At 69.4% G+C, this 23,076-nt stretch carries 18 protein-coding genes, 2 tRNA genes and 2 pseudogenes; 9 read left to right on the forward strand and 13 right to left on the reverse strand.

Annotation, left to right across the window (positions count from 1 at the left end):
• Nucleotides 1-100: 100 nt before the first annotated feature.
• Entirely contained in the window at nucleotides 101-955 is an 855-nt protein-coding gene (locus IE274_RS27150; RefSeq protein WP_307821924.1) for a TetR/AcrR family transcriptional regulator, read from the forward strand.
• An 84-nt stretch (nucleotides 956-1,039) separates the two neighbouring features.
• Here IE274_RS27150 and IE274_RS27155 read toward each other — a convergent pair.
• A tRNA-Ala gene (locus IE274_RS27155) sits at nucleotides 1,040-1,112 on the reverse strand.
• Nucleotides 1,113-1,296: 184 nt separating this feature from the next.
• On the opposite strand from IE274_RS27155, the gene IE274_RS27160 reads away from it, so the two are divergent.
• Nucleotides 1,297-1,845 (forward strand): helix-turn-helix domain-containing protein, encoded by a 549-nt coding sequence (locus tag IE274_RS27160; protein ID WP_030357748.1) that lies wholly within the window; start codon nucleotides 1,297-1,299, stop codon nucleotides 1,843-1,845.
• A gap of 51 nt (nucleotides 1,846-1,896) precedes the next feature.
• Nucleotides 1,897-3,963, forward strand: coding sequence for a serine/threonine-protein kinase (locus tag IE274_RS27165; RefSeq protein ID WP_190118523.1), 2,067 nt, complete (start codon nucleotides 1,897-1,899; stop codon nucleotides 3,961-3,963).
• A gap of 97 nt (nucleotides 3,964-4,060) precedes the next feature.
• Here IE274_RS27165 and IE274_RS27170 read toward each other — a convergent pair whose 3' ends face one another.
• Together IE274_RS27170 and IE274_RS39670 are read right to left on the reverse strand one after the other, a co-directional pair.
• Nucleotides 4,061-5,206, reverse strand: coding sequence for a hypothetical protein (locus IE274_RS27170; RefSeq protein ID WP_190118524.1), 1,146 nt, complete (start codon nucleotides 5,204-5,206; stop codon nucleotides 4,061-4,063).
• 662 nt (nucleotides 5,207-5,868) lie between these two features.
• The gene (locus IE274_RS39670) at nucleotides 5,869-5,997 is read right to left on the reverse strand and encodes a DLW-39 family protein (RefSeq protein WP_003999697.1); all 129 of its coding nucleotides are present in this window, start codon (nucleotides 5,995-5,997) and stop codon (nucleotides 5,869-5,871) included.
• Nucleotides 5,998-6,334: 337 nt separating this feature from the next.
• Between IE274_RS39670 and IE274_RS27180 the strand changes: the two genes are divergently transcribed.
• Nucleotides 6,335-6,667 carry a DUF6344 domain-containing protein gene (locus tag IE274_RS27180; RefSeq protein WP_190118526.1) on the forward strand — a complete coding sequence of 111 codons (333 nt, stop codon included), beginning with the start codon at nucleotides 6,335-6,337 and terminating at the stop codon, nucleotides 6,665-6,667.
• 205 nt (nucleotides 6,668-6,872) lie between these two features.
• Here IE274_RS27180 and IE274_RS27185 read toward each other — a convergent pair.
• From IE274_RS27185 to IE274_RS40610, 10 genes and pseudogenes are all read right to left on the reverse strand, one after another.
• A tRNA-Ile gene (locus tag IE274_RS27185) sits at nucleotides 6,873-6,946 on the reverse strand.
• Nucleotides 6,947-7,214: 268 nt separating this feature from the next.
• The gene (locus tag IE274_RS27190) at nucleotides 7,215-8,006 is read right to left on the reverse strand and encodes a DUF3566 domain-containing protein (protein WP_190118527.1); all 792 of its coding nucleotides are present in this window, start codon (nucleotides 8,004-8,006) and stop codon (nucleotides 7,215-7,217) included.
• Between the two features lie 19 nt (nucleotides 8,007-8,025).
• Entirely contained in the window at nucleotides 8,026-10,614 is a 2,589-nt protein-coding gene (gene gyrA, locus IE274_RS27195; protein WP_190118528.1) for a DNA gyrase subunit A, read from the reverse strand.
• A 66-nt stretch (nucleotides 10,615-10,680) separates the two neighbouring features.
• A complete protein-coding gene (gene gyrB, locus IE274_RS27200; RefSeq protein ID WP_307821926.1) occupies nucleotides 10,681-12,750 on the reverse strand; it encodes a DNA topoisomerase (ATP-hydrolyzing) subunit B in 2,070 nt (689 codons plus the stop codon).
• A gap of 285 nt (nucleotides 12,751-13,035) precedes the next feature.
• Nucleotides 13,036-13,626, reverse strand: coding sequence for a DciA family protein (locus tag IE274_RS27205; RefSeq protein WP_229909844.1), 591 nt, complete (start codon nucleotides 13,624-13,626; stop codon nucleotides 13,036-13,038).
• A 19-nt stretch (nucleotides 13,627-13,645) separates the two neighbouring features.
• Nucleotides 13,646-14,770: a DNA replication/repair protein RecF gene (recF, locus tag IE274_RS27210; protein WP_190118529.1), complete on the reverse strand. Its 1,125-nt coding sequence runs from the start codon at nucleotides 14,768-14,770 to the stop codon at nucleotides 13,646-13,648.
• A 94-nt stretch (nucleotides 14,771-14,864) separates the two neighbouring features.
• A complete protein-coding gene (gene gnd / locus IE274_RS27215) occupies nucleotides 14,865-15,743 on the reverse strand; it encodes a phosphogluconate dehydrogenase (NAD(+)-dependent, decarboxylating) (protein WP_190118530.1) in 879 nt (292 codons plus the stop codon).
• A gap of 133 nt (nucleotides 15,744-15,876) precedes the next feature.
• Nucleotides 15,877-17,007, reverse strand: coding sequence for a DNA polymerase III subunit beta (gene dnaN / locus IE274_RS27220; RefSeq protein WP_190118531.1), 1,131 nt, complete (start codon nucleotides 17,005-17,007; stop codon nucleotides 15,877-15,879).
• 918 nt (nucleotides 17,008-17,925) lie between these two features.
• Nucleotides 17,926-19,437: pseudogene (gene dnaA, locus IE274_RS27225) on the reverse strand (chromosomal replication initiator protein DnaA); the annotation flags it as partial.
• A gap of 113 nt (nucleotides 19,438-19,550) precedes the next feature.
• A pseudogene (locus IE274_RS40610) lies at nucleotides 19,551-19,878 on the reverse strand (chromosomal replication initiator protein DnaA); the annotation flags it as partial.
• A gap of 375 nt (nucleotides 19,879-20,253) precedes the next feature.
• Here IE274_RS40610 and rpmH point away from each other — a divergent pair.
• Genes rpmH through IE274_RS27250 form a run of 5 tightly spaced genes read left to right on the forward strand, consistent with a single transcriptional unit; the run spans nucleotide 20,254 to nucleotide 23,019 of the window.
• Nucleotides 20,254-20,391 carry a 50S ribosomal protein L34 gene (gene rpmH, locus IE274_RS27230; protein WP_016644655.1) on the forward strand — a complete coding sequence of 46 codons (138 nt, stop codon included), beginning with the start codon at nucleotides 20,254-20,256 and terminating at the stop codon, nucleotides 20,389-20,391.
• A gap of 20 nt (nucleotides 20,392-20,411) precedes the next feature.
• A complete protein-coding gene (rnpA, locus tag IE274_RS27235; RefSeq protein WP_190118533.1) occupies nucleotides 20,412-20,783 on the forward strand; it encodes a ribonuclease P protein component in 372 nt (123 codons plus the stop codon).
• Nucleotides 20,780-21,139 (forward strand): membrane protein insertion efficiency factor YidD, encoded by a 360-nt coding sequence (gene yidD / locus IE274_RS27240; RefSeq protein ID WP_190118534.1) that lies wholly within the window; start codon nucleotides 20,780-20,782, stop codon nucleotides 21,137-21,139. The genes rnpA and yidD overlap by 4 nt, the downstream gene beginning before the upstream one ends.
• Nucleotides 21,140-21,142: 3 nt before the next feature.
• Nucleotides 21,143-22,489 (forward strand): membrane protein insertase YidC, encoded by a 1,347-nt coding sequence (gene yidC, locus IE274_RS27245; protein WP_190118535.1) that lies wholly within the window; start codon nucleotides 21,143-21,145, stop codon nucleotides 22,487-22,489.
• 14 nt (nucleotides 22,490-22,503) lie between these two features.
• Nucleotides 22,504-23,019, forward strand: coding sequence for a Jag family protein (locus IE274_RS27250; protein ID WP_190118536.1), 516 nt, complete (start codon nucleotides 22,504-22,506; stop codon nucleotides 23,017-23,019).
• Nucleotides 23,020-23,076 lie beyond the last annotated feature (57 nt).

Here is a 23,076-nt window from a genome sequence, read left to right on the forward strand (position 1 = left end):
GTGGACATGGGGCGCCACCCGGAAGGTGACGCCGCGCAGGAACTATACGCCGTGAAGTTACTGCACTCTGTCAACTAAACAAACGCTGTAGAGTTGCCGCGTGACAGGGACAGGCGAAGAGGGCAGCCGGGACGGCCGAGACGGCGAGGACACTCGGGACGGCCGGGATGGTCGAGGCGGCGAGGGCGCTCGGGACAGCCGGGCTGCCGGGGACGGCGCAGGCACCGCGAAAGGCCGACGGGCCAAGAGCGGCGGCCAGGGCAGGCGCGAGCGGCTGCGGGCCGAGACGACGGCCGAGATCAAGAACGTGGCCCTCGCCCTGATGGCCTCCGGCGGCCCTGACGCCATCACGCTGCGTGCCATCGCCCGCGAGATGGGCATGACCGCCAACGCCATCTACGGCTACTTCGCCACCCGCGACGACCTGGTCACCACGCTCATCAACGACCTGTACACGGCCCTCGCCGACGCCGTGGACACCGCCTGGGAGACGAGCCTCCCGCTGGCTCCGGCCGCCCGGATCCAGGCCTGGGCCACCGCTTTCCGTGACTGGGCCCTGGCCAACCCCGAGGGCTTCCGGCTCATCTACGGCGACCCCGTCCCCGGCTACCGGGCCCCTGCCGGCGGCGCCGCCCCCGACGCCGCACGCCGCGTCTGCACCGGCCTCGCCGGACTCGCCGCGGCCGCCTGGCCGGACGCCCAACACCTCTACCCGACCAGCGAGTTCGAGTGGTCCGACTTCGACCCGGGCCTGCTCGACAAGGTCCGCCCGGCCTTCCCCGAACTCCCGCCCGCAGCCGTCGCCCTCGCCCTGCGCATCTGGGGACATCTGCACGGCCTGGTGTCCCTGGAGGTCTACGGCCACCTGCGCACCCAGACGGTCAGCCCGCGGAAACTCTTCCAACAGGAACTGACCGGGCTCGTACGAGCCCTGAACCTCCCCCCGAGCCACTGACGCCCCCGGCGTCCAGCGCCCGCACCGCATCCAAAAGAGCCCCCCTGACCTGCTAAAACACAGATCAGGGGGGCTCTCGGAATGTGGAGCCTAGGAGATTCGAACTCCTGACATCTGCCATGCAAAGACAGCGCTCTACCAACTGAGCTAAGGCCCCGCTTGCGCCGATGCCGTGGCGAAACGATCGCGCCTCGGCGGGCGTCGGAGACCAGAGTACCGGGTCACCCCCCAGATCTCGCAAAAGGATTGGGGCTCCCCGTGCGCGACCACTCTCCGTAAGATGCTCGACGTGGTTCGCGGCAGCGAACCACGTCTTAGGGGAAGCGATGGGGAGACGCAAGATGGACGCTGCACAACAAGAATCAACCGCGAGAGCACGGGAGCTCCAGCGGAATTGGTACGGGGAACCACTGGGGGCACTGTTCCGTCGCCTCATCGACGATCTGGGCCTCAACCAGGCACGGCTCGCCGGGGTGCTCGGCCTCTCCGCACCCATGCTGTCGCAGCTGATGAGCGGCCAGCGTGCCAAGATCGGCAATCCTGCCGTCGTCCAGCGGGTGCAACTCCTCCAGGAGCTGTCGGGGCAGGTCGCGGACGGCAGCGTGAGCGCCGCCGAGGCGACGGACCGCATGGACGAGATCAAGAAGTCCCAGGGGGGTTCCGTACTGACCAACACCACCCAGTCGACCACGAGTTCAGGCGCACCCACGGTGAAGCGCGTGGTGCGTGAGATCCAGTCGCTGCTGCGCTCCGTCGCGGCGGCGGGCGACATCATCGATGCCGCGGACACGCTCGCCCCGACCCACCCGGAGCTGGCAGAGTTCCTCCGGGTATACGGAGCGGGCCGCACCGCGGACGCGGTCGCCCACTACGAAGCGCACCAGAGCTGAGCCGCCGGCCGGGCCGCTGCCGGGCGGCCCGGAAGGGGAGCGGGCACGACCATGGGTGAGGTCTTCGCCGGGCGGTACGAACTCGTCGACCCGGTCGGACGCGGGGGAGTGGGCGCCGTATGGCGTGCCTGGGACCATCGCCGCCGCAGATATGTGGCGGCCAAGGTGCTTCAGCAGCGCAACGCTCACACTCTGTTGCGCTTCGTGCGGGAGCAGGCACTGCGGATCGACCATCCGCACGTGCTCGCTCCCGCCAGCTGGGCCGCCGACGACGACCAGGTCCTGTTCACCATGGAGCTGATCACCGGCGGCTCGCTCGCCCACGTCATCGGCGACTACGGACCGTTGCCCTCCCACTTCACCTGCACCCTCCTCGACCAGCTCCTCTCCGGTCTCGCCGCCGTCCACGCCGAGGGCGTCGTACACCGTGACATCAAGCCCGCCAACATCCTCCTCGAGGCCACCGGAACGGGGCGCCCGCACCTGCGCCTGTCGGACTTCGGCATCTCCATGCGCAAGGGCGAGCCACGGCTGACCGAGACCGACTATGTGGTGGGCACCCCCGGCTACTTCGCACCCGAGCAAATGATGGGCGCCGAACCGGACTTCACCGCCGACCTCTTCGCCGTCGGCCTCGTCGCCCTCTACCTCCTGCAGGGCGCCAAGCCCGACGCCAAGGCCCTCATCGAGCACTTCGCGGCCCACGGCACCCCGTCGGCACCGCAGGGCGTCCCCGAACCGCTGTGGCAGGTCATCGCCACCCTCCTGCAACCCGACCCACAGGCCCGGTTCCGCACGGCCACCGGCGCCCGCAAAGCGCTCACCTCCGCCGCCGAGATGCTGCCCGAGCCCGGGCCCGACGACGAGCTCGTCGAGATCTTCGACCAACTCGCCCCGCTCCCCACAGGTTTCGGCCCCGACGGCCCCCTCACCCGCGCCCCTCAACCACCCCCCTCCCAGCCCCCTCCCCCCGCACCGTCACCCACCTCGTCCTCCGTCGCACCACCCCCACCCCTGTCCCACCCCTCCACAGGCCAGCCGCCCATGGGCCACCCGTCTACGGGCCACCCGTCCATGAGCCACCTGCCGACAGGGCACGCGTCCACGGGCCACCCGCCCACAGGCCCCGCATCCACAGGCCACCCCTCCACGCCACACCCGCCCCTGATCCAGCCCTCCCCAGGCCAACCGCCCCTGGGACAGCCCTCCGTGGGCCCGTCCCCCTCGGGCCAGCCGTCCTCCCTGGGCCAGCCCTCGTCCGTGGGGCAGCCCTCGGTCAGCCAGCCCCTCGCCACCCAGCCGCCCACCGGGCAACCCTCCGGGGGTCAGTCCTCAATCGGCCACCCCCCCATCGCCCAACCACCCGCTGGGCAGCCTTCGGTCGGCCAACCCTCCGCCGATCAGCCCTCGGCGCCCCACCACCCCGTACCACCGCCGTCACCCCCCGCGCACCCCCCGATGTCGGAAACCGGCAGCTTTCACCTCCCCCCGCCGGGCCCGCCCCGACAGGCACCACCCCCACAGCCCGCGCAACCACCAACTCCCCCTACACCGACCCCGATCCCCACCTCGATCCCGGCCGAACTCCCGGCGACACCTCCCACTCCAACGCCGACTCCAACGCCGACCCCGACCCCGGCTCCGTCCCCAAGTCCGGCACCGCCCGAGGCCCAGGTCCAGCCCTCAGCCCTGTTCCAGGCCCCCGCGCCCGCCTCGGCGACTCCCGCGCCCCAGCTCTCACCCGAACAAGCCCACGTACCCTCCCCCCATCAAGCGGCACCAGCGGCGGAATCGGCTCCCGCCCCGGCTCCCTTAACCTCAGCCGCCCCCGAGCCCGCTCACTCCCCGGCCGCATCCCCCGCCCCGCAGCCCGCTTACGCTTCTACTTCTCAATACACCGCTCAGCCCCAACAGGTTCCCTCTCCCGCCACCCCCATTGCGGCCCCGCTCCCGGAGCTTCAACCAGCAGGCCGCGCCCAGCGCCGCCACGCCGCAGGTTCCGCAGCACGGGCTGCACGGGCTTCGCGTCCAGGGCCGCCCGTGAAAGTGGCCCTGCCGATGCTGCTGGCCGCGCTGGCGTGTTTCGCGGTGGGTTTCTGGGCCCTCACCCGCATCTGACCCCGCGACGGAACCCAACGAGGACAGGTCGGGCTGTAGGGCAGGTGGGGCGGGTCCAGGCAGGTCGGGCAGGCCACCTGAGCCGAACAGCGCCCCCTCAGACCGAGGCCCGCCCCACCCGGCGCCGGGCCACAGCCCGCCACACCCACAGCACCGCCACCAGCACCGTCCCCGTGCCGATCCCCGCCGCCGCGAGCACCTTCATGGCCATGGTGTGCTCGGAAGCGGCCGCCGAGCCGTCGGATTCGGGCCCACGCCCGGCGGAGCCACCCCCTCCGGCGCCGTTCCGTGACGCCTCCTCGTCGCGCTCCGTGACACCGAAGCCGGGGCGCGCGGTCCCGGCGTACGCGGGTCCCTGCCTCCGCTCACCGGCGACGCCCACCCGCAGCGTCAGCCCCGTCTCCTCCGCGCCGAACCGCTTGCCGACGTCCGGGTCCAGGTGCACCACGAGGTAGTACCACCCCGCGAACCGCATCCCGGAGAGCCGGTCGAAGGCCGCGTAGCGGTTCTCGTACGTGACCGGCGGCAGCGCGGACAGGGTCATCGACTTCTGCCGGCCGTCGTACGGGATGTCGTGGTCCTCGACCGGCCCGCGGACCGGGTTGAAGAGCTCCATGATCAGCGCGGACGTCACGAAGTCGCCGGTCCGGGTGCCGCTGCCGAGCTCCAGGGTGGCCGACAGGCGCTGCCCCCAGTCGACGGGCACGCGGTAGAACCGCGTCTGCCCGGCCCGGATGCGGTCGCCCCAGACCCCCTTCCCCAGCGCCCTGGCCGTACCGAAGCTGCTGCCGCCCGCGCGCGGCAGCGGTGCCCCGACAGGGGGCTGCTGCTGCGGGGCGGAGTCCGTGTCCTGCGGCGGCAGGGTCGACCCCGCCTTGGCCAGGGCGGGCTCGGAGGCGACGTACAGCTCCAGATCCCAGTCCTCCGAAGAGGACGTCTTCTCCGGAGAGGACGACACCGGCGACCTGGAGTCCGTGGCCCGTTCGACCACTACGTAGTACGTCCCTGCCGTCTGGCACTTCTTCTGGTCCGGCGCGATCTGACGCTTCACCGCCGCGGTGAGCGGTCGCGGGCTCTGCGCGGAGCCGATCCTCGCGGACCCCATGTCGCAGGTGAAGCCGTCGGCGTCCTGCAGGGACAACCTGATGCCGTCCCCGTAGGCGACACGGGCGCGCGGGCCCGGCAACGCGGTCACGGAGACGTACGCGGTGTCCTTGGCCTTGAGTTCGAGCCGGTAGTACAACTCGCTCCCGGTAGCGCCGGAGCCAGCGGAACCGGCCCTTGGGGACGCTGACGGCCCAGACGGTTCCGACGCCCCGGAAGCCCCGCCCGACGAAGTCCCGGGATGCCCGAGAGCACTCCTGTAGGTCGTCCCCGGCACAAGCATCCGGCTCCCGGCCGTACTGGTCGCACCGTCGACGTCCTTCACGTCATCGTCGAAGGCGTACGGACCGGGGCTCTCCCCGGCGACAGCACGCCCGGCCGGTACGCGAGCCTCGGTGCTCCCGGGCTGAGCCGCGGCCACACCGCTCCGGGCCGCGCCGCCGGGCAGCACCACGGCGCACAGCACGGCCCCCAGGGCGGCACCGGCCGCCGACCGGCCGACGGGACCCCGCCAGGCACCACCCCGGCCTCGCCGCCTCATCGCCTCATCACGCCGGTCCGCACCTCACCCTCCACTGATTTGCTCAAGCAAGGAATGACATTGCGCAAGTGAACCAAAGGGGTGACGCCGTCAAGGTCACGCCGGCGGGAGCCAAACCACCCCGGTCCCCACGGGACCCGTACACGCGTGGGAGAACCCCCGCCACCCGGTAGAACAAGCGGGACAAAAAGCTCCCGGCACAGCACAGGGCCCCGACCGCTCAAGCGACCGGGGCCCTGTGACGAGACTGCTGGCGATACTCACGAACCCGTGGGCACGGAGTCAGTCGCCTCCGTCCACAGATCCTGCTCGGCGCGATCCGCCTGGATCTGGCGGTACACGAGGAGCCCGCCGATGGCGGCCAGTGCGACCAGGAGAAGCTTCTTCACCGCGCGACCTCGTCTTTCCTTGACGTAGGAGACTTCTGGCGCCCGACTATACACACCGCCCGATACCGATCGGTGACCTGGATCCACCCCGCATCCCGGCCCCAACTCCCGGCCCGATCACCGCAGTAGAAGTGGATCGCGGCCCTCCACCCGCGTCCCGGCCACTGTGATATTCGCCGCCCTTGCCCCATTTCCTGGCCTCCTCGGGCCGCTTGCACCCATCCGGGTGGTGTTCATCTGAACATCGACGCGGCGCGAGCGTCGGTCCCGCACTTCCGGCCCGGCATACACATCATGAGGAAAGTACGCAAATCGCCCAACCTGAATGTGAGGGGCCATGACCGCCACCAAGGCCATGAAGCTGTGGACCGCACTCGTCACCGCGGTGCTCGCACTGTTCGCCACGCTGGGACTCACGACGACCGCCACGGCGGCCGCCCCGGCACACCAGGCCACGACCTCGTGCGAAAGCACCGCGAGCATGACGGCCCCCCTGGCGGCCCTGTGGCAGGCGGCATACGAACGCTCCTTGCCCCCGACGATGAAGCAACGCATCCGCGCCGAGGCCCACGGCTCCACCCCGAGCTGCCGCCACCTGCCGACGACGGACACGGAAGACCAGAGCGAGCTCGAGTCTCCGACAGCGGACCAGCTCGCAGCGGAGCCGTAGTCACCACGGCGCCGTAGCCACAGACGCAAGACCCCCAGCCCGGACCGGCTGGGGGTCTTCTCGTTGCGGGCGGCGCCCGGCGTCGTAGGCCGTGCCCCGCGTCGTAGGCCGTGCCCGGCATTTGCGGACAGCACCCGGCCGAAACTGCGAAAGCCCGGTAGATCGCAATGATCTACCGGGCTTTTTGCCAGGCTGTGAGCCTCTGTGGGGCTAACAGGATTTGAACCTGTGGCCTCATCCTTATCAGGGATGCGCTCTAACCAACTGAGCTATAGCCCCGCCGCGCTCTGCGGGATCGCCCCGCCGCGCTGACCACTGAAGATTAGCGCACGTCCGGGCCAGTCCCAAAATCGATAGTTGTCAGGGGCCCGAGCGAACCCTCGGCACCCCGGCGCCGAGCCCTCAGCACGCCCCTGATGCCCGCCCGACAAGCCCCCAGCGCACCCCTGATGCCCGCGCGGCGAGCGCTGGGCGCCCCTCACAGCCTGGCGCGAACGCCCTCGGGGCGCCGGGCCGGAGCCCCCGTCCCGCTAGGCCGCAGCCAACCTCACTCGTCCTCGGCCAACGTCAGCTCGATACCGCCCACGAAGCCCGCCGACAGGTTGTAGATGAACGCGCCGAGGGTCGCGAGGGCCGTCGCGAGGACGACGTCGATGACCGCGATGATCGATGTGAAGATCAGTACGCGGGGGAGGGAGAGGAAGGCCTGGAGGTCGAAGCCGTTGGACTCGTTCGAGCCGGTGGCCTCTGAGATGGTGCCGCCGACCGTGGAGAAGACGCCCATCGCGTCCATGACCATCCACAGCACGGCCGCAGCGACGATCGTGCAGATGCCCAGGGCGATGGAGAGCAGGAAGCTGACTTTCATCACCGACCACGGGTCGGCCTTGGCCACCCGCAGCCGCGCCTTGCGCGTGCGCGGGGTGGTGCGCGCCCCCGTGCGCGGGCGCCGAACCGCGCCCGCGGGCGCCGCCTGGTACGCCTGCGGCGGGTGATACGGCTGGTTGTTCTGCTGGGGCTGGCGCTCCCCGGGCAGCGCCCCGGAGGCCCCGTCACCGGCACGCTTGCCGGAGGCCCCGCTTCCAGAACCCCCACCGGCGGCCGCCCCGCCCCCGGAAGCGTCGCGCCGCGAACCCGCGGCACCGTCTCCGGCACGCCCCCCGGAAGCACCGCCCCCGCCGTCGGTGTCCGCGCCCGTACGGCCTCGGGTGTCCGTCACAGTCCCCCCCTGGGATCCATGAGACTCATGCGAGTCGGGTGCGTCAGTGGCGGAGCCACGGGCACCTTCCGTGCCGGTTCCACTCGTCCCGGCGGATCCGGCGCCCGTGGCTCCACTCACGATGACTACACTCCTCGCGCTACTCGGCCGGGGACTCGGTGCCCTCGTCCGTACCGACGGCCGGCTCGCCGTCAGACGATTCGTCGACGTCGCCGTCGACTTCCTCGGCCTCGCGCCCGGCCTCGGCGTTACGTGCGATACCGACCACGGCATCGCGCTTGCCCAGGTTGATCAGTTGGACGCCCATGGTGTCACGGCCCGTCTCCCTGACCTCGTTGACTCGCGTACGAATCACACCGCCGGACAGGGTGATGGCGAGGATCTCATCGGTCTCCTCCGTCACCAGCGCGCCGACGAGCTCACCGCGGTCCTCCACGATCTTGGCGGCCTTGATGCCGAGGCCACCGCGGCCCTGGACGCGGTATTCGTCGACGGCGGTCCGCTTCGCGTACCCACCATCGGTGGCGGTGAAGACGAACGTACCGGGCCGAACCACATTCATCGAGAGCAGTTGATCGCCGTCGCGGAAGCTCATGCCCTTGACGCCGGAGGTCGCGCGGCCCATCGGGCGCAGCGCGTCGTCGGTCGCCGTGAAGCGGATCGACTGTGCCTTCTTGCTGATCAGAAGCAGATCGTCATCGGCCGAAACCAGTTCGGCACCGATCAGTTCGTCGTCCGAACCGTCGTCCGTCTCGCGCAGATTGATGGCGATGACGCCGCCGGAGCGGGGCGAATCGTAATCCTTCAGAGGCGTCTTCTTGACCAGACCGGCCTTCGTGGCGAGGACCAGGTAGGGCACCGCCTCGTAGTTGCGGATCGCGAGGATCTCGGCGATCTGCTCGTCCGGCTGGAAGGCGAGCAGGTTCGCCACGTGCTGGCCGCGGGCGTCGCGTCCGGCGTCGGGCAGCTCGTAGGCCTTCGCGCGGTAGACGCGGCCCTTGTTGGTGAAGAACAGCAGCCAGTGGTGCGTCGTCGACACGAAGAAGTGGTCGACGATGTCGTCTTCCTTGAGCTTCGTGCCGCGCACGCCCTTGCCGCCGCGCTTCTGCGAGCGGTAGTCGTGCGTCTTGGTGCGCTTGACGTAGCCGCCGCGGGTGATCGTGACGACGATGTCCTCTTCGGCGATCAGGTCCTCGATGGACATGTCACCGTCGAAGGGCACGAGCGCGGAGCGGCGGTCCTCGCCGAACTTTTCGACGATCGCGGCGAGTTCCTGGCTGACGATCGTCCGCTGCTTCTCGGGCGAGGCCAGGATCGCGTTGTACTCGTTGATCTTGAGCTGGAGCTCGTCGTGCTCGGCGACGATCTTCTGACGCTCCAGGGCGGCGAGTCGGCGGAGCTGCATCTCGAGGATGGCGTTCGCCTGGATCTCGTCGATGTCCAGGAGGCCCATCAGGCCCTCGCGCGCGACGTCGACGGTGTCGCTGCGCCGGATCAGCGCGATGACCTCGTCGATGGCGTCGAGCGCCTTCAGCAGACCGCGCAGGATGTGCGCGCGCTCCTCGGCCTTGCGCAGCCGGAACTTCGTGCGCCGGACGATGACTTCGATCTGGTGCGAGACCCAGTGCCGGATGAACGCGTCGAGCGAGAGCGTGCGCGGCACGCCGTCGACGAGCGCCAGCATGTTGGCGCCGAAGTTCGACTGCAGGTCCGTGTGCTTGTAGAGGTTGTTCAGTACGACCTTGGCGACGGCGTCGCGCTTGAGCACGATGACGAGTCGCTGGCCGGTACGGGAGGACGTCTCGTCACGGACGTCCGCGATGCCGCCGACCTTGCCGTCCTTGACCAGGTCGGCAATCTTCTGCGCCAGGTTGTCCGGGTTGGTCTGGTACGGGAGTTCGGTGACCACCAGGCACTGGCGGTTCTGGATCTCCTCGACCTCGACGACCGCGCGCATCGTGATGGAGCCACGGCCCGTGCGGTACGCCTCCTCGATGCCCTTGCGGCCGACGACGAGGGCGCCGGTCGGGAAGTCGGGACCCTTGATGCGCTCGATGAGGGCGTCGAGCAGCTCCTCGTGGGAGGCCTCGGGGTGCTCCAGGGCCCACTGGGCGCCCGCGGCGACCTCGCGCAGGTTGTGCGGCGGAATGTTGGTCGCCATGCCGACCGCGATGCCCGCCGAACCGTTGATCAGCAGGTTCGGGAAGCGGGACGGCAGGACGGTGGGCTCCTGGGAGCGGCCGTCGTAGTTGTCCGTGAAGTCGACGGTGTCCTCGTCGATGTCACGGACCATCTCCATGGACAGCGGCGCCATCTTGCACTCGGTGTAGCGCATGGCGGCGGCGGGGTCGTTGCCCGGAGAGCCGAAGTTTCCGTTGGAGTCCACCAGCGGCATGCGCATCGACCACGGCTGCGCGAGGCGGACCAGCGCGTCGTAGATCGAGGAGTCGCCGTGCGGGTGGTAGTTGCCCATGACGTCGCCGACGACGCGGGCGCACTTGTAGAAGCCCTTCTCGGGCCGGTAGCCGCCGTCGTACATCGCGTACAGGACGCGGCGGTGGACGGGCTTGAGGCCGTCGCGGACGTCGGGCAGCGCGCGGGACACGATGACGGACATCGCGTAGTCGAGGTACGAGCGCTGCATCTCGGTCTCGAGCCCGACGGGCTCGATCCGCAGCGTCTGACCCTCGTCGTCCTCGGGCGTGGTGGGGTTGTTCTCGTCGGCCATGGCCGGTCAAGATCCTTTCGGTGCGGTCAGCAGTCAGTAGTCGGCGACTTCGAGTGCCTGACCGGCTCAGATGTCGAGGAAGCGGACGTCCTTGGCGTTGCGCTGGATGAACGAGCGGCGCGCCTCGACGTCCTCGCCCATGAGGACCGAGAACAGGTCGTCGGCCTGCGCGGCGTCGTCGAGCGTGACCAGGCCGAGCACGCGGTGCTCCTGGTCCATGGTCGTGATGCGCAGCTCCTCGGCGTTCATCTCGCCGAGACCCTTGAAGCGCTGGACCGAGTCCTCGCGGATGCGCTTGCCGTTCTGGCGGCCGAGCTCGATGAGCGCGTCCCGCTCGCGGTCCGAGTACGCGTACTGGAAGTCGTCCCGGGACCACTTGATCTTGTACAGCGGCGGCCGGGACAGGTACACGTGTCCGGCCTCGACGAGCGGCCGCATGAAGCGGAACAGGAACGTCAGGAGCAGGGTGTTGATGTGCTGGCCGTCGACGTCGGCGTCCGCCATCAGGATGATCTTGTGATAGCGGAGCTTCTCGATGTCGAAGTCCTCGTGGACTCCGGTGCCGAAGGCCGAGATCAGCGCCTGGATCTCCTGGTTCTGCAGGATCTTGTCGACGCGCGCCTTCTCGACGTTCAGGATCTTGCCGCGGATGGGCAGGATGGCCTGGTACTGCGGGTTCCGGCCGGACTTGGCGGAGCCACCGGCGGAGTCGCCCTCGACGATGAAGATCTCGCACTTCGTCGGGTCGTTCGACTGGCAGTCGGAGAGCTTGCCCGGCAGGGAGGCGGTCTCCAGGAGGCCCTTGCGGCGCGTGAGGTCGCGCGCCTTGCGGGCGGCCACGCGCGCGGTGGCGGCCTGGATGCTCTTGCGGATGATGTCCGCGGCCTCGTTCGGATTGCGGTCGAACCAGTCCGTGAGGTGCTCGTGCACGACCTTCTGGACGAAGGTCTTCGCCTCGGTGTTGCCGAGCTTCGTCTTGGTCTGGCCCTCGAACTGCGGCTCGCCGAGCTTCACCGAGATGATCGCGGTCAGACCCTCGCGGATGTCCTCACCCGTGAGGTTGTCGTCCTTCTCGCGGAGCAGCTTCTTGTCGCGCGCGTACCGGTTGACCAGGCCGGTCATCGCCGCGCGGAAGCCCTCTTCGTGGGTACCGCCCTCGTGCGTGTGGATGGTGTTGGCGAAGGAGTAAACGCCCTCGGTGTACTGAGAGTTCCACTGCATCGCGATCTCGACCGAGAGCATGCGCTCCTTGTCCTCGGCCTCGATGTCGATGACGGTCGGGTGGATGACCTCGCCCTTGCGGGAGTTGAGGTACTTCACGAAGTCGACGATGCCGCCTTCGTAGTGGTACGTGACCGTGCGGACCTCTTCGACGGTGTCGTCGCTGGCCTCGGCGGAGTCGGCGCCCGCCGTGGCCTTGGCGGACTCCCGCTCGTCGGTCAGCTTGATCGTCAGGCCCTTGTTGAGGAAGGCCATCTCCTGGAAGCGCCGTGCGAGCGTCTCGAAGGAGTAGTCGGTGGTCTCGAAGATGTCCGGGTCGGCCCAGAAGGTGACCGAGGTACCGGTCTCCTCGGTGGCTTCGTGCCGCTCGAGCGGCGCCGTCGGGGCGCCGCCCTTGTAGTCCTGCGTCCAGCGGTACCCGTCGGTCCTGATCTCCACGGAGAGCTTGGTGGAGAGCGCGTTCACGACGGAGACGCCGACGCCGTGCAGACCACCGGAGACGGCGTAACCGCCGCCGCCGAACTTGCCGCCCGCGTGCAGCACGGTCAGCACGACCTCGACGGCCGGCTTCTTCTCGACGGGGTGGATGCCCACCGGGATGCCACGGCCGTTGTCGACCACGCGCACGCCGCCGTCGGGAAGGATCGTGACGTCGATCGTGTCCGCGTGGCCGGCCAGTGCCTCGTCGACGGAGTTGTCCACGACCTCCTGCACCATGTGGTGCAGGCCGCGCTCACCGGTCGAGCCGATGTACATGCCGGGTCGCTTGCGGACCGCGTCCAGACCCTCGAGGACGGTGATGGCACTGGCGTCGTACGAGGCGGTGACCTCGCCGTTGACGCCGGCGTCGGTGGACGGGATGTTCTCGTTGGGGTTGCCGGAATCGGCCACGAAGCGCCCTTTCTGGCACAGCACAAGCCAAGCTCCCGGCGCTCGCCGGAGCGGCTGCGGCGTGTTGCGTTGATAAGCCTGGTTCAGCTCTTGCTCAGCTACTCCCGTCGCTCCCCACGCTTGGGGCGGGATTAGCTTCCAGTCTACCGGTAGCGCTGACAGTGATGGGGGTTTGCCGGTACCTGAGTCCGCATGTGCCGCCCTGAACCGGCATCAGCCGACTCCCCATATGCGGCCCCGGGGTCCCAGCGGCTCACAGCGGCACTCAGCGCTTCGGGAGGTCAACCACCAGCTACGGTCCGGATCACGTCATCCGTAGGTGTCGCCGGGACCCGTGCTACCAGGGGCGCGCAGGGGTCCGAAGCGGTGCGCGGGACCCCCGGGACCGAGCACCTTGATGATGCGTACGGTGCCGTGGCCCAGGTCCTCGTTCAGGCGCGCGACCAGCTGCGGAGCGAGCAGGCGCAGGTTCGTCGCCCAGGCCGTGGAGTCGCACTGCACGGTCAGGACCCGCTCGTTCTCGTCGTACCGCTGCGGTACGCAGTGCTTGGCCAGGTCGTCGCCGACGATCTGCGGCCAGCGGCCCATCACGCCGCCCACGGCGGCCGGGGTCTCCCAGCCGCGCTCGGTGATCAGCCGGTTGATGGCGGAGCCGAGGGGCAGTGGGTCACGCCCGTCCGCCCGCGCGCCCGAGCGCAGTCCGCCGCGGCGGGCCTGCTTCTTCTGCTGCGTCGCGTCCCCCCGCGCGCGTGCCTGCTCCTTGGCGGCGCGCAGGGCGACGCGGGCGAGGTCCACGCCGGAGGGCTCGGGGGTCTTGGGGGTGTCCGGGGCGGCGGGCGCGCCGGTGGTCTCGGCGGGCTTCGGGGCGTCGCGCTCCGGCCGCTGCTCGTGGCCGCTCATACGCGCTCCTCCTGGCGGGTCATACGCGCTCCACCGCGCCCTCGGCCACGGAGTAGCGCACGCCCGCGAGGACGCCCGGCACGTCGTCGTCCACAGCGGCCGTCACGAGGACCTGCTCGCCCGGCGCCACCAGCTCCGCGAGCCGTTCCCGGCGGCGCGCGTCGAGCTCGGCGAAGACGTCGTCGAGGACGAGCACCGGCTCGTTGCCCTCGGCCCGCAGCAGGTCGTACGAGGCGAGGCGCAGCGCGAGGGCGTACGACCAGGACTCGCCATGGCTCGCGTAACCCTTCGCGGGCAGCTGGCCAAGTTTGAGTAGCAGTTCATCGCGGTGGGGTCCTACCAGCGTCACGCCCCGCTCGATCTCCTGCTTGCGGGCCTCCACGAGGGCAGCGATGAGCTGCTCGTACAGCTCTTCGCGCGCGTGGCCGACGATTTCCGGCGAGGACGGCTTGTAGTCGAGCGCCACGGGCCCGCCGCCGGGCGCGAGCTGTTCGTACGCCTTGTCGGCCAGCGGCTGGAGCGTGGCGATCAGGTCGAGCCGCTGGGCGAGCAGCTCGGCGCCCGCGCGGGCGAGGTGCTGGTCCCACACGTCGAGCGTGGACAGGTCCATGGACCGGCCGCCGTGGCGGCGCGCGAGGGCGGCCGACTTCAGAAGGGTGTTGCGCTGCTTGAGGACGCGGTCGTAGTCGGAGCGCACCCCGGCCATGCGCGGCGAGCGCGCGGTGATCAGCTCGTCGAGGAACCGCCGCCGCTCCCCGGGGTCGCCCTTGACCAGCGCCAGGTCCTCCGGCGCGAACAGGACGGTGCGCACGATGCCGAGTACGTCACGGGGTTTGACCTGCGAGGACCGGTTGATGCGGGCGCGGTTGGCCTTGCCGGGGTTCAGTTCGAGCTCGATGAGCTGCTGGCGCTCGCCCTGCCGGACCGCGGCCCGGATGACGGCGCGGTCGGCGCCCATGCGGACCAGGGGCGCGTCCGAGGAGACCCGGTGGCTGCCGAGGGTGGCGAGGTAGCCGACGGCCTCGACGAGATTGGTCTTGCCCTGGCCGTTCGGGCCCACGAACGCGGTGACGCCCGGGTCGAGCGGAACCTCGACCCGGGCGTACGAGCGGAAGTCGGCCAGCGACAGATGCGTGACGTGCATGGTGTACGCCGACCTCCCCCGGCCTACTTCACTTGCTGATCGGCCCCTCGCCGCACCCCACAGGCTGTGGACGAGGGAGCGTACGGGCTGTGGATCAGCTCTTGGTCTCGACCGCGTGGCCGCCGAACTGGTTGCGCAGCGCGGCGATCATCTTCATCTGCGGGGAGTCCTCCTGGCGCGAGGCGAACCGGGCGAACAGGGACGCGGTGATCGCGGGCAGCGGCACGGCGTTGTCGATCGCCGCCTCCACCGTCCAGCGGCCCTCTCCGGAGTCCTGCGCGAAGCCGCGCAGCTTGTCCAGGTGCTCGTCGTCGTCCAGGGCGTTGACCGCGAGGTCGAGCAGCCAGGAACGGATGACCGTGCCCTCCTGCCAGGAGCGGAAGACCTCACGGACGTCGGTGACCGAGTCCACGGCCTCCAGGAGCTCCCAGCCCTCGGCGTAGGCCTGCATCATCGCGTACTCGATGCCGTTGTGGACCATCTTCGCGAAGTGGCCCGCGCCGACCTTGCCCGCGTGCACCGAGCCGAAGTCGCCCTCGGGCTTCAGGGCGTCGAAGACCGGCTGCACCTTGGCGACGTTGTCCTTGTCGCCGCCGTACATCAGCGCGTAGCCGTTCTCGAGGCCCCAGACGCCGCCGGAGACGCCGCAGTCGACGAAGCCGATGCCCTTGGCAGCCAGCTCCTCGGCGTGCTTCTCGTCATCCGTCCAGCGCGAGTTGCCGCCGTCCACGACGACGTCGCCGGGCTGCAGGAGCTCGCCGAGCTCGTCGATGGTGGACTGCGTCGCGGCTCCGGCCGGCACCATCACCCACACGACGCGCGGGCCCTTGAGCCTGCCCACAAGCTCTTCGAGGCTGTGGACATCCGCGAGGTCCGGGTTGCGGTCGAATCCGATGACGGTGTGGCCTGCGCGGCGGATGCGCTCGCGCATGTTGCCGCCCATCTTGCCGAGACCGACGAGACCGAGCTCCATCAGTGCGTTCCTAACTAGCGATGTGGCGTGAAGACACGTCGCCGCCACTCGTCGTCGAGCGGCGCACGTGCCCGTTGGCACTTTCGTACCCGCGCCCGAGCCTACGCCCGGACGCGGCCACACACCTGTGGGCTCAGCCGCTCAGACGTACGGGCATGATCAGGTACTTGTACGCGTCGTCGGACTCGGCGTCGAGGGCGGGCTTGCCGCTCAGGAGCGCGGGCTTCGTGGACGTCGTGAACGAGAGCTGGGCGACCGGGGAGTCGATCGCGCTCAGGCCGTCGAGCAGGAACGTCGGGTTGAAGGCGATCGAGACGTCGTCACCCTCCAACTGGGCGTCGACCCTCTCCACAGCCTGTGCGTCGTCGCTGGAGCCGGCCTCCAGGATGAGCACGCCCTGCTCGAAGCTCAGCCGCACCGGGGTGTTCCGCTCGGCGACGAGCGCCACGCGCTTGACGGCCTCCACGAAGGGGGGCGTCTCGATGACGGCGACCGAGTTGAACTCCGTCGGGAACAGCGAGCGGTACTTCGGCAGGTCGCCTTCGAGCAGTCGCGTGGTCGTGCGACGGCCCGCGCCCTCGAAGCCGATGAGGCCCTCTCCCGCGCCGGAGCCGGAGAGCGCCAGGGTGACCGTGTCGCCGCTCGTGAGGGCCTTGGCGGTGTCCTGGAGAGTCTTGGCGGGCACCAGGGCGACCGCGGAGGCCTCCGGGTCCTCCGGCTTCCACAGGAACTCGCGGACCGCGAAGCGGTAGCGGTCGGTGGACGCCAGGGTGACCTTGTCGCCCTCGATCTCGATGCGCACACCCGTGAGCACAGGGAGGGTGTCGTCACGTCCGGCAGCGATCGCCACCTGGTTCGCGGCGGCGGCGAAGACCTCACCGGGGACGGTGCCGGTCGCCGTGGGCATCTGCGGCAGCGCCGGGTACTCCTCCACAGGAAGGGTGTGGAGTGTGAATCGCGAGGAGCCGCAGACCACCGTCGCCCGTACACCGTCTGTGGAAATCTCCACCGGGCGGTTGGGCAGGGCGCGGCAGATGTCGGCGAGCAGGCGGCCGGAGACGAGGACCGTGCCCTCCTCGTCGACCTCGGCGTCCACGGAGACGCGGGCCGAGACCTCGTAGTCGAAGCTGGACAGGGAGAGGGCGCCCTCCTCGGCCTTCAGCAGCAGGCCCGCGAGGACGGGCGCTGGCGGCCGAGCCGGGAGGCTGCGTGCCGCCCACGCCACCGCCTCCGCGAGTACGTCGCGTTCCACCCGGATCTTCACTTAGCCGCCCTCCTGCTGTTGCTGGCACTGGGGACCAGTCTGACGCACCGCACTGACAGCTGGTGCCCGTCGGGGTCAAGTCGTGCCGAGAGGTCGCCGAGGGCCGGGCCGCGAGTTGTGCACAGCCCCAACTTCGAAACGGATTCCCAGGTGACTCTAGGGGGCAGTAGTAGTAGGGCCTGTGGAAACCGTGGATAACCGCGAATGCGCAGGTCAACGCCTGTTTTTTGTCCACTGACCCTGTGGGCGGAGGCGGTGGACAACCGGCGGAATCTGTGGACGGGCGAAAGTTCTGCACACCCGATGCACAGGAGGGGGGTACTTCTCCCCAGCCCTGTCCCCAGCTTTACCCAGCTTCCCCACAGGCCAACCCGGCACCTTTGTGTGACGCCTTTCACTCGTCCCGGTGAGAGGGCGCGTCGCATTGCCGAACAGTGGACAGCGCTGTGGGGAAGCCGGGAAAAGTTGGGGACAACCGGGCCGTCCCTGTGGGCCGCCGGTGGACAACTTCGGAGCGGCCCTGTGGACACAATCTTCATCCACAGTCTGTGGAGAGTCTTCGTCCACGAATCCACAACCACCTGACCTGGCCTGATGGTCATTCAGCAGGGTCCCCTGTGGACACGATCTGGACAACTCGCCAGTCCCCAGGGTGTGGAAGGCGCAAAGGCCACAGATCTGTGGAGAACGTCCTCGCGCCGAGCCGTATTCGAACGGCAGGTGTCGGGAAGGTCGCGGTCGCCACGAGCTTTTCGTCGTGCACAGCTGTGGGTGCGCGCGCGTGGGCGCCGATGAGGACGCCGTGCGGGCGGCCACGGGCCGCTCTGTGAGCGACTGTGTCCACGCGCGCGTGGACAACGAAAAGGGCGCCCCGGGATGTACTCCGGAGCGCCCTGAGGCCGCGTAACGCGCCTGCTGTCAGCCGTTCTTGATGCGGTTGGTCAGCTCGGTGACCTGGTTGTAGATGGAGCGGCGCTCGGCCATCAGCGCGCGGATCTTGCGGTCGGCGTGCATCACGGTCGTGTGGTCGCGGCCGCCGAACTGCGCGCCGATCTTGGGCAGCGAGAGATCGGTCAGCTCCCGGCACAGATACATCGCGATCTGGCGGGCCGTCACCAGAACCCGGCTGCGCGAGGACCCGCACAGGTCGTCCACCGTGAGCCCGAAGTAGTCCGCGGTCGCCGCCATGATGGCCGTCGCCGTGATCTCCGGGGCCGCGTCCTCGCCGCCAGGGATCAGGTCCTTGAGGACGATCTCCGTGAGGCCGAGGTCCACCGGCTGCCGGTTCAGCGACGCGAACGCCGTGACCCGGATCAGCGCGCCCTCCAGCTCGCGGATGTTCCGCGAGATGCGGGAGGCGATGAACTCCAGGACCTCCGGCGGGGCGTTGAGCTGCTCCTGCACCGCCTTCTTACGAAGGATGGCGATACGCGTCTCCAGCTCCGGCGGCTGGACGTCGGTGATCAGGCCCCACTCGAAGCGGTTGCGCAGCCGGTCCTCCAGGGTCACCAGCTGCTTGGGCGGCCGGTCGCTGGACAGCACGATCTGCTTGTTCGCGTTGTGGAGCGTGTTGAACGTGTGGAAGAACTCCTCCTGCGTCGACTCCTTGTCCGCGAGGAACTGGATGTCGTCGACCAGGAGGATGTCCATCTCGCGGTACCGCTTGCGGAAGCTGTCGCCCTTGCCGTCGCGGATGGAATTGATGAACTCGTTGGTGAATTCCTCGGAGCTCACATAGCGCACGCGCGTGCCGGGATACAGGCTGCGGGCGTAGTGCCCGATGGCGTGCAGCAGATGCGTTTTGCCCAGCCCCGACTCCCCGTAGATGAACAGCGGGTTGTACGCCTTGGCGGGCGCCTCGGCCACCGCGACCGCGGCCGCGTGCGCGAACCGGTTCGACGCGCCGATGACGAAGGTGTCGAAGAGGTACTTCGGGTTGAGGCGGGCCGTGGGCTCACCGGGACCCGTCGCCGGCGCGGGCTGCGCGGCCAGCGGGCCGGGGGCGCCGCTCGCCGCGGGCAGCGGGGTGCCGCCGCGGCCCACCGGGCCGCCGTGCCCGCCCTGTCCCCCGTGCCGCCCGGTGCCGCCGTGCTCGCCGGAGCCCGCGCCGTCGGACGGCCCGCCCATCCCGTGCCGCTCGCGGCGGTCGTGTTGGTCGTGCCGGTCCTGCTGGCGCTCGGGGTGCTGGTCGTAGGGCCCGCGCTCCTGCGGCTGCTGCGGGCGGTAGTCGTGCTGGGGCTGCTGTGGCGGGCTCGCGTACGGGTCGCGCTCGGGGTAGCCGAGGCGGGGCTGCTGCCAGCCGTAGTCGTCCTGGGGCTGCTGTGGCCAGGCACCGGGGCGCTGGTAGTCCGGGTAGGCGGGGCGGGCCGTGGGGAGCTGGTCGGGGCGGCCGCCATGGTCGTCGGCGGGGCGGCGGCCGTAGCCGTCGTACGTGTCATGGCCCTGACCGGAAGGGTTCGGCTCCTGGTCCTCGTACCGAGGCGGGCGCTCCTCGTACCGGGAGGACTGGTCCTCGTACCGGGACGGCTGCTCCTCGTACCGCGGCTGCGGCCGGGGCTGCTGCTGGAGGGGGGGTGCCGGTGGGGTCGGCTCACCCATGGAGTCGTCGACCGTGATGGCGATGCGGATCGGGCGGCCGCACTCGCGGCTCAGGGTCTCGCTGACGACGGGGGCGAGACGGCCTTCCAGGACGCCCTTCGCGAACTCGTTCGGCACGGCGAGGAGGGCGGTGTCGGCGACGAGCGCGAGCGGCTGACACCGTTTGATCCAGTGCTCGTCCTTCGCCTCTACCCCTTGACCGCGTCCCTCTCCGAGAAGTTGTTCCAAAACCCGTGGCCACACTGCGGCAAGATCGGCAGGTACGTCAGCCACAGGGCACGCTCTCTCACAGGTCCCACGAAGGTGTGGTTCTTGGGACGGGTAGGGACGGAAGTCGACAGAGGCAGAGGGAAGGGAACGACTCGGAGTTCAGCCACGGTAGTCAGGGCGACGGGTGCGGTTCAAGTTGTTGTCCACAGGCTGTGCACAGTGTCTCTCCATGACGGCTGGTTTGACCGGATGGCGTAGCCCCGCGTACCGTAACCAGGTCGAGTTGTCGATGGCTGCTGCCGCCTGCCTCCGATGGGCAAAGATCACGATCTGTGATTGTGAAGCGGTGCACTCGGTGCGTATGCGAGCTTCTCGTGGGCGCACGGTGACAGCCAGGCGATGTCCCGCCACCACACACATCATTTCTGGAGCCCCCGAGTGAGCAAGCGCACCTTCCAGCCGAACAACCGTCGTCGCGCGAAGACCCACGGCTTCCGGCTGCGTATGCGCACCCGTGCCGGCCGCGCCGTCCTGGCGTCCCGCCGTAGCAAGGGTCGCGCCCGCCTGTCCGCCTAAGCGCATTAGGTCATGACGTCGTGCTGCCTACCGAGCATCGGCTGAGGCGGCGCGAAGACTTCGCGACCGCGGTACGACGGGGTCGTCGGGCCGGACGCCCGCTTCTCGTCGTCCATCTACGCAGCGGTGCAACGGACCCGCACGTGCCGGGGGAGAGCCTTCCCCCGACACGTGCGGGTTTCGTCGTGAGCAAGGCCGTGGGTGGAGCCGTGGTTCGCACTACGGTCAAGCGCAGACTCCGCCACCTCATGCGCGACCGACTGGCCTCGTTGCCCCCCGGTAGCCTGGTAGTCGTACGAGCGTTGCCCGGCGCGGGCGACGCCGACCATGCACAGCTGGCCCGAGACCTGGACGCCGCCCTGGAGCGGCTGCTGGGAGGGGGCGCGCGATGAAGTACCCGCTGCTGGCGCTGATCAAGCTGTACCAGTGGACGATCAGTCCACTCCTCGGCCCAGTCTGCAAGTACTACCCGTCGTGCTCCCGCTACGGCTACCTGGCCATCGACCGGCACGGTGCGATCAAGGGAACGGCGCTCACTGCCTGGCGCATCCTGCGGTGCAATCCGTGGTCGCTCGGTGGTGTCGATCATGTCCCGCCGCGCAAGCGCCCGCGGTGGCACGAGATGCTGCGCGCCGCCTGGCGTGAACGCAAGGGCGGGCCCTCCGCCGCTGGCGTGCCGTCCGGAGACCTCCCCCCGGCTCCCACGAGCCCGGCCGCCGAGACCCCGTCCCATGCTCAAGGAGCCTGATTAGTGGACACGATTGCCGGTTTCTTCAGCTTCATCACGACACCCGTCTCCTGGGTCATCGTGCAGTTCCACAAGCTGTACGGTGCGATCTTCGGCCCTGATACGGGCTGGGCCTGGGGCCTGTCGATCGTGTCTCTGGTGATCCTGATCCGCATCTGCCTGATCCCGCTCTTCGTGAAGCAGATCAAGGCGACCCGGGCCATGCAGACGCTGCAGCCCGAGATGAAGAAGATCCAGGAACGCTACAAGAGCGACAAGCAGCGTCAGTCCGAAGAGATGATGAAGCTGTACAAGGAGTCGGGTACCAACCCGCTCTCCTCGTGCCTTCCCATCCTGGCGCAGTCGCCGTTCTTCTTCGCGCTGTACCACGTGCTCAACAGCATCGCGTCGAACGACACCATCGGCGTCATCAACAACCGCCTCCTGGAGAGCGCGCAGAAGGCCCACATCTTCGGCGCCCCGCTGGCCGCGAAGTTCACGGACAGCTCGTCGAAGGTCGAGGCCCTCGGCTCCTCTCTGACGGATGTGCGCATTGTCACCGCGCTCATGATCGTCCTGATGTCGCTGTCGCAGTTCTACACGCAACGCCAGCTCATGACGAAGAACGTCGACACCACCGTGAAGACGCCGTTCATGCAGCAGCAGAAGATGCTGATGTACGTCTTCCCCATCATGTTCGCCGTCTTCGGCATCAACTTCCCCGTCGGTGTCCTCGTCTACTGGCTGACCACCAACGTGTGGACCATGGGCCAGCAGATGTACGTGATCCGCCAGAACCCGACCCCGGGCTCCAAGGCCCAGGCCGCGTTCCTGGAGCGCCTGCACAAGCACGTCACGACCGCTCAGAAGGCGCGCAACCGTCGCGAGGTCAACGTCATCAAGGCCATCGTCGCCAAGGGCCGGGACCGCAACGAGTACGAGCGCAAGTTCATCAACGGCCTGCACAAGGCTGGTCTCGCCGCGCAGGCCGACGGCTCGGTCGTGGTCAGCGACGCCGCCACCACCGCCACGCTCACCGAGGACGGCACTCCGTCCGGCGGCGGCACGCCCAAGCGTCAGCAGCCCAAGCGCCAGAGCAAGGCCAAGCGCCACTCCGGCCCGACCGCCGCGACCGCCAAGACGGACGCGGAGTCCGGGGCGAAGCCCTCGCTGACCAAGTCCGAGGACGGCTCCGCCACCAAGGACGCGGACAAGTCCGGGGAGCCCAAGGACGCCGCGGCCAAGGATGCGGCGAACAAGGGCAAGTCCGGCGCATCCGGCGGCCAGCAGCCCGGCCAGGGCACCCGCAGCAAAGCCAAGTCCGGGCAGCGCAAGGGCCAGCAGCGGCCCAAGCACCCGTCCAAGAAGTAGAAGGAGTCCATCCCGTGACGGAAGGCACCACCACCTCTGCCGCTGCCGAGGCCGGCGACACCATGACCCGGCTTGAGCAGGAGGGGGAGATCGCGGCGGACTACCTCGAGGGTCTGCTGGACATCGCCGACCTCGACGGCGACATCGACATGGACGTCGAGGCCGACCGCGCCGCTGTGTCGATCATCAGCGACGTCAGCAGCCGCGACCTGCAGAAGCTGGTCGGCCGCGACGGCGAGGTCCTGGAGGCGCTTCAGGAGCTGACCCGCCTCGCGGTGCACCGCGAGACCGGCGACCGCAGCCGCCTCATGCTGGACATCGCGGGTTACCGCGCGAAGAAGCGTGAGGAGCTGTCCGAGCTGGGCGCCACCGCCGCGGCCGACGCGAAGAGCTCCGGCGAGCCGGTGAAGCTCAAGCCGATGACGCCCTTCGAGCGCAAGGTCGTGCATGATGCGGTTAAGGCCGCCGGTCTGCGCAGCGAGTCCGAGGGCGAGGAGCCCCAGCGCTTCGTCGTGGTCCTCCCTGCCTGATCACACGTGTTTCGCCCGGCCCCGTCTGTCCGCAGGCGGGGCCGGTCTTTGTCAGCC

Origin of the sequence: Streptomyces flavofungini (genome assembly GCF_014650815.1) — a bacterium.
Taxonomy (GTDB): domain Bacteria; phylum Actinomycetota; class Actinomycetes; order Streptomycetales; family Streptomycetaceae; genus Streptomyces; species Streptomyces flavofungini.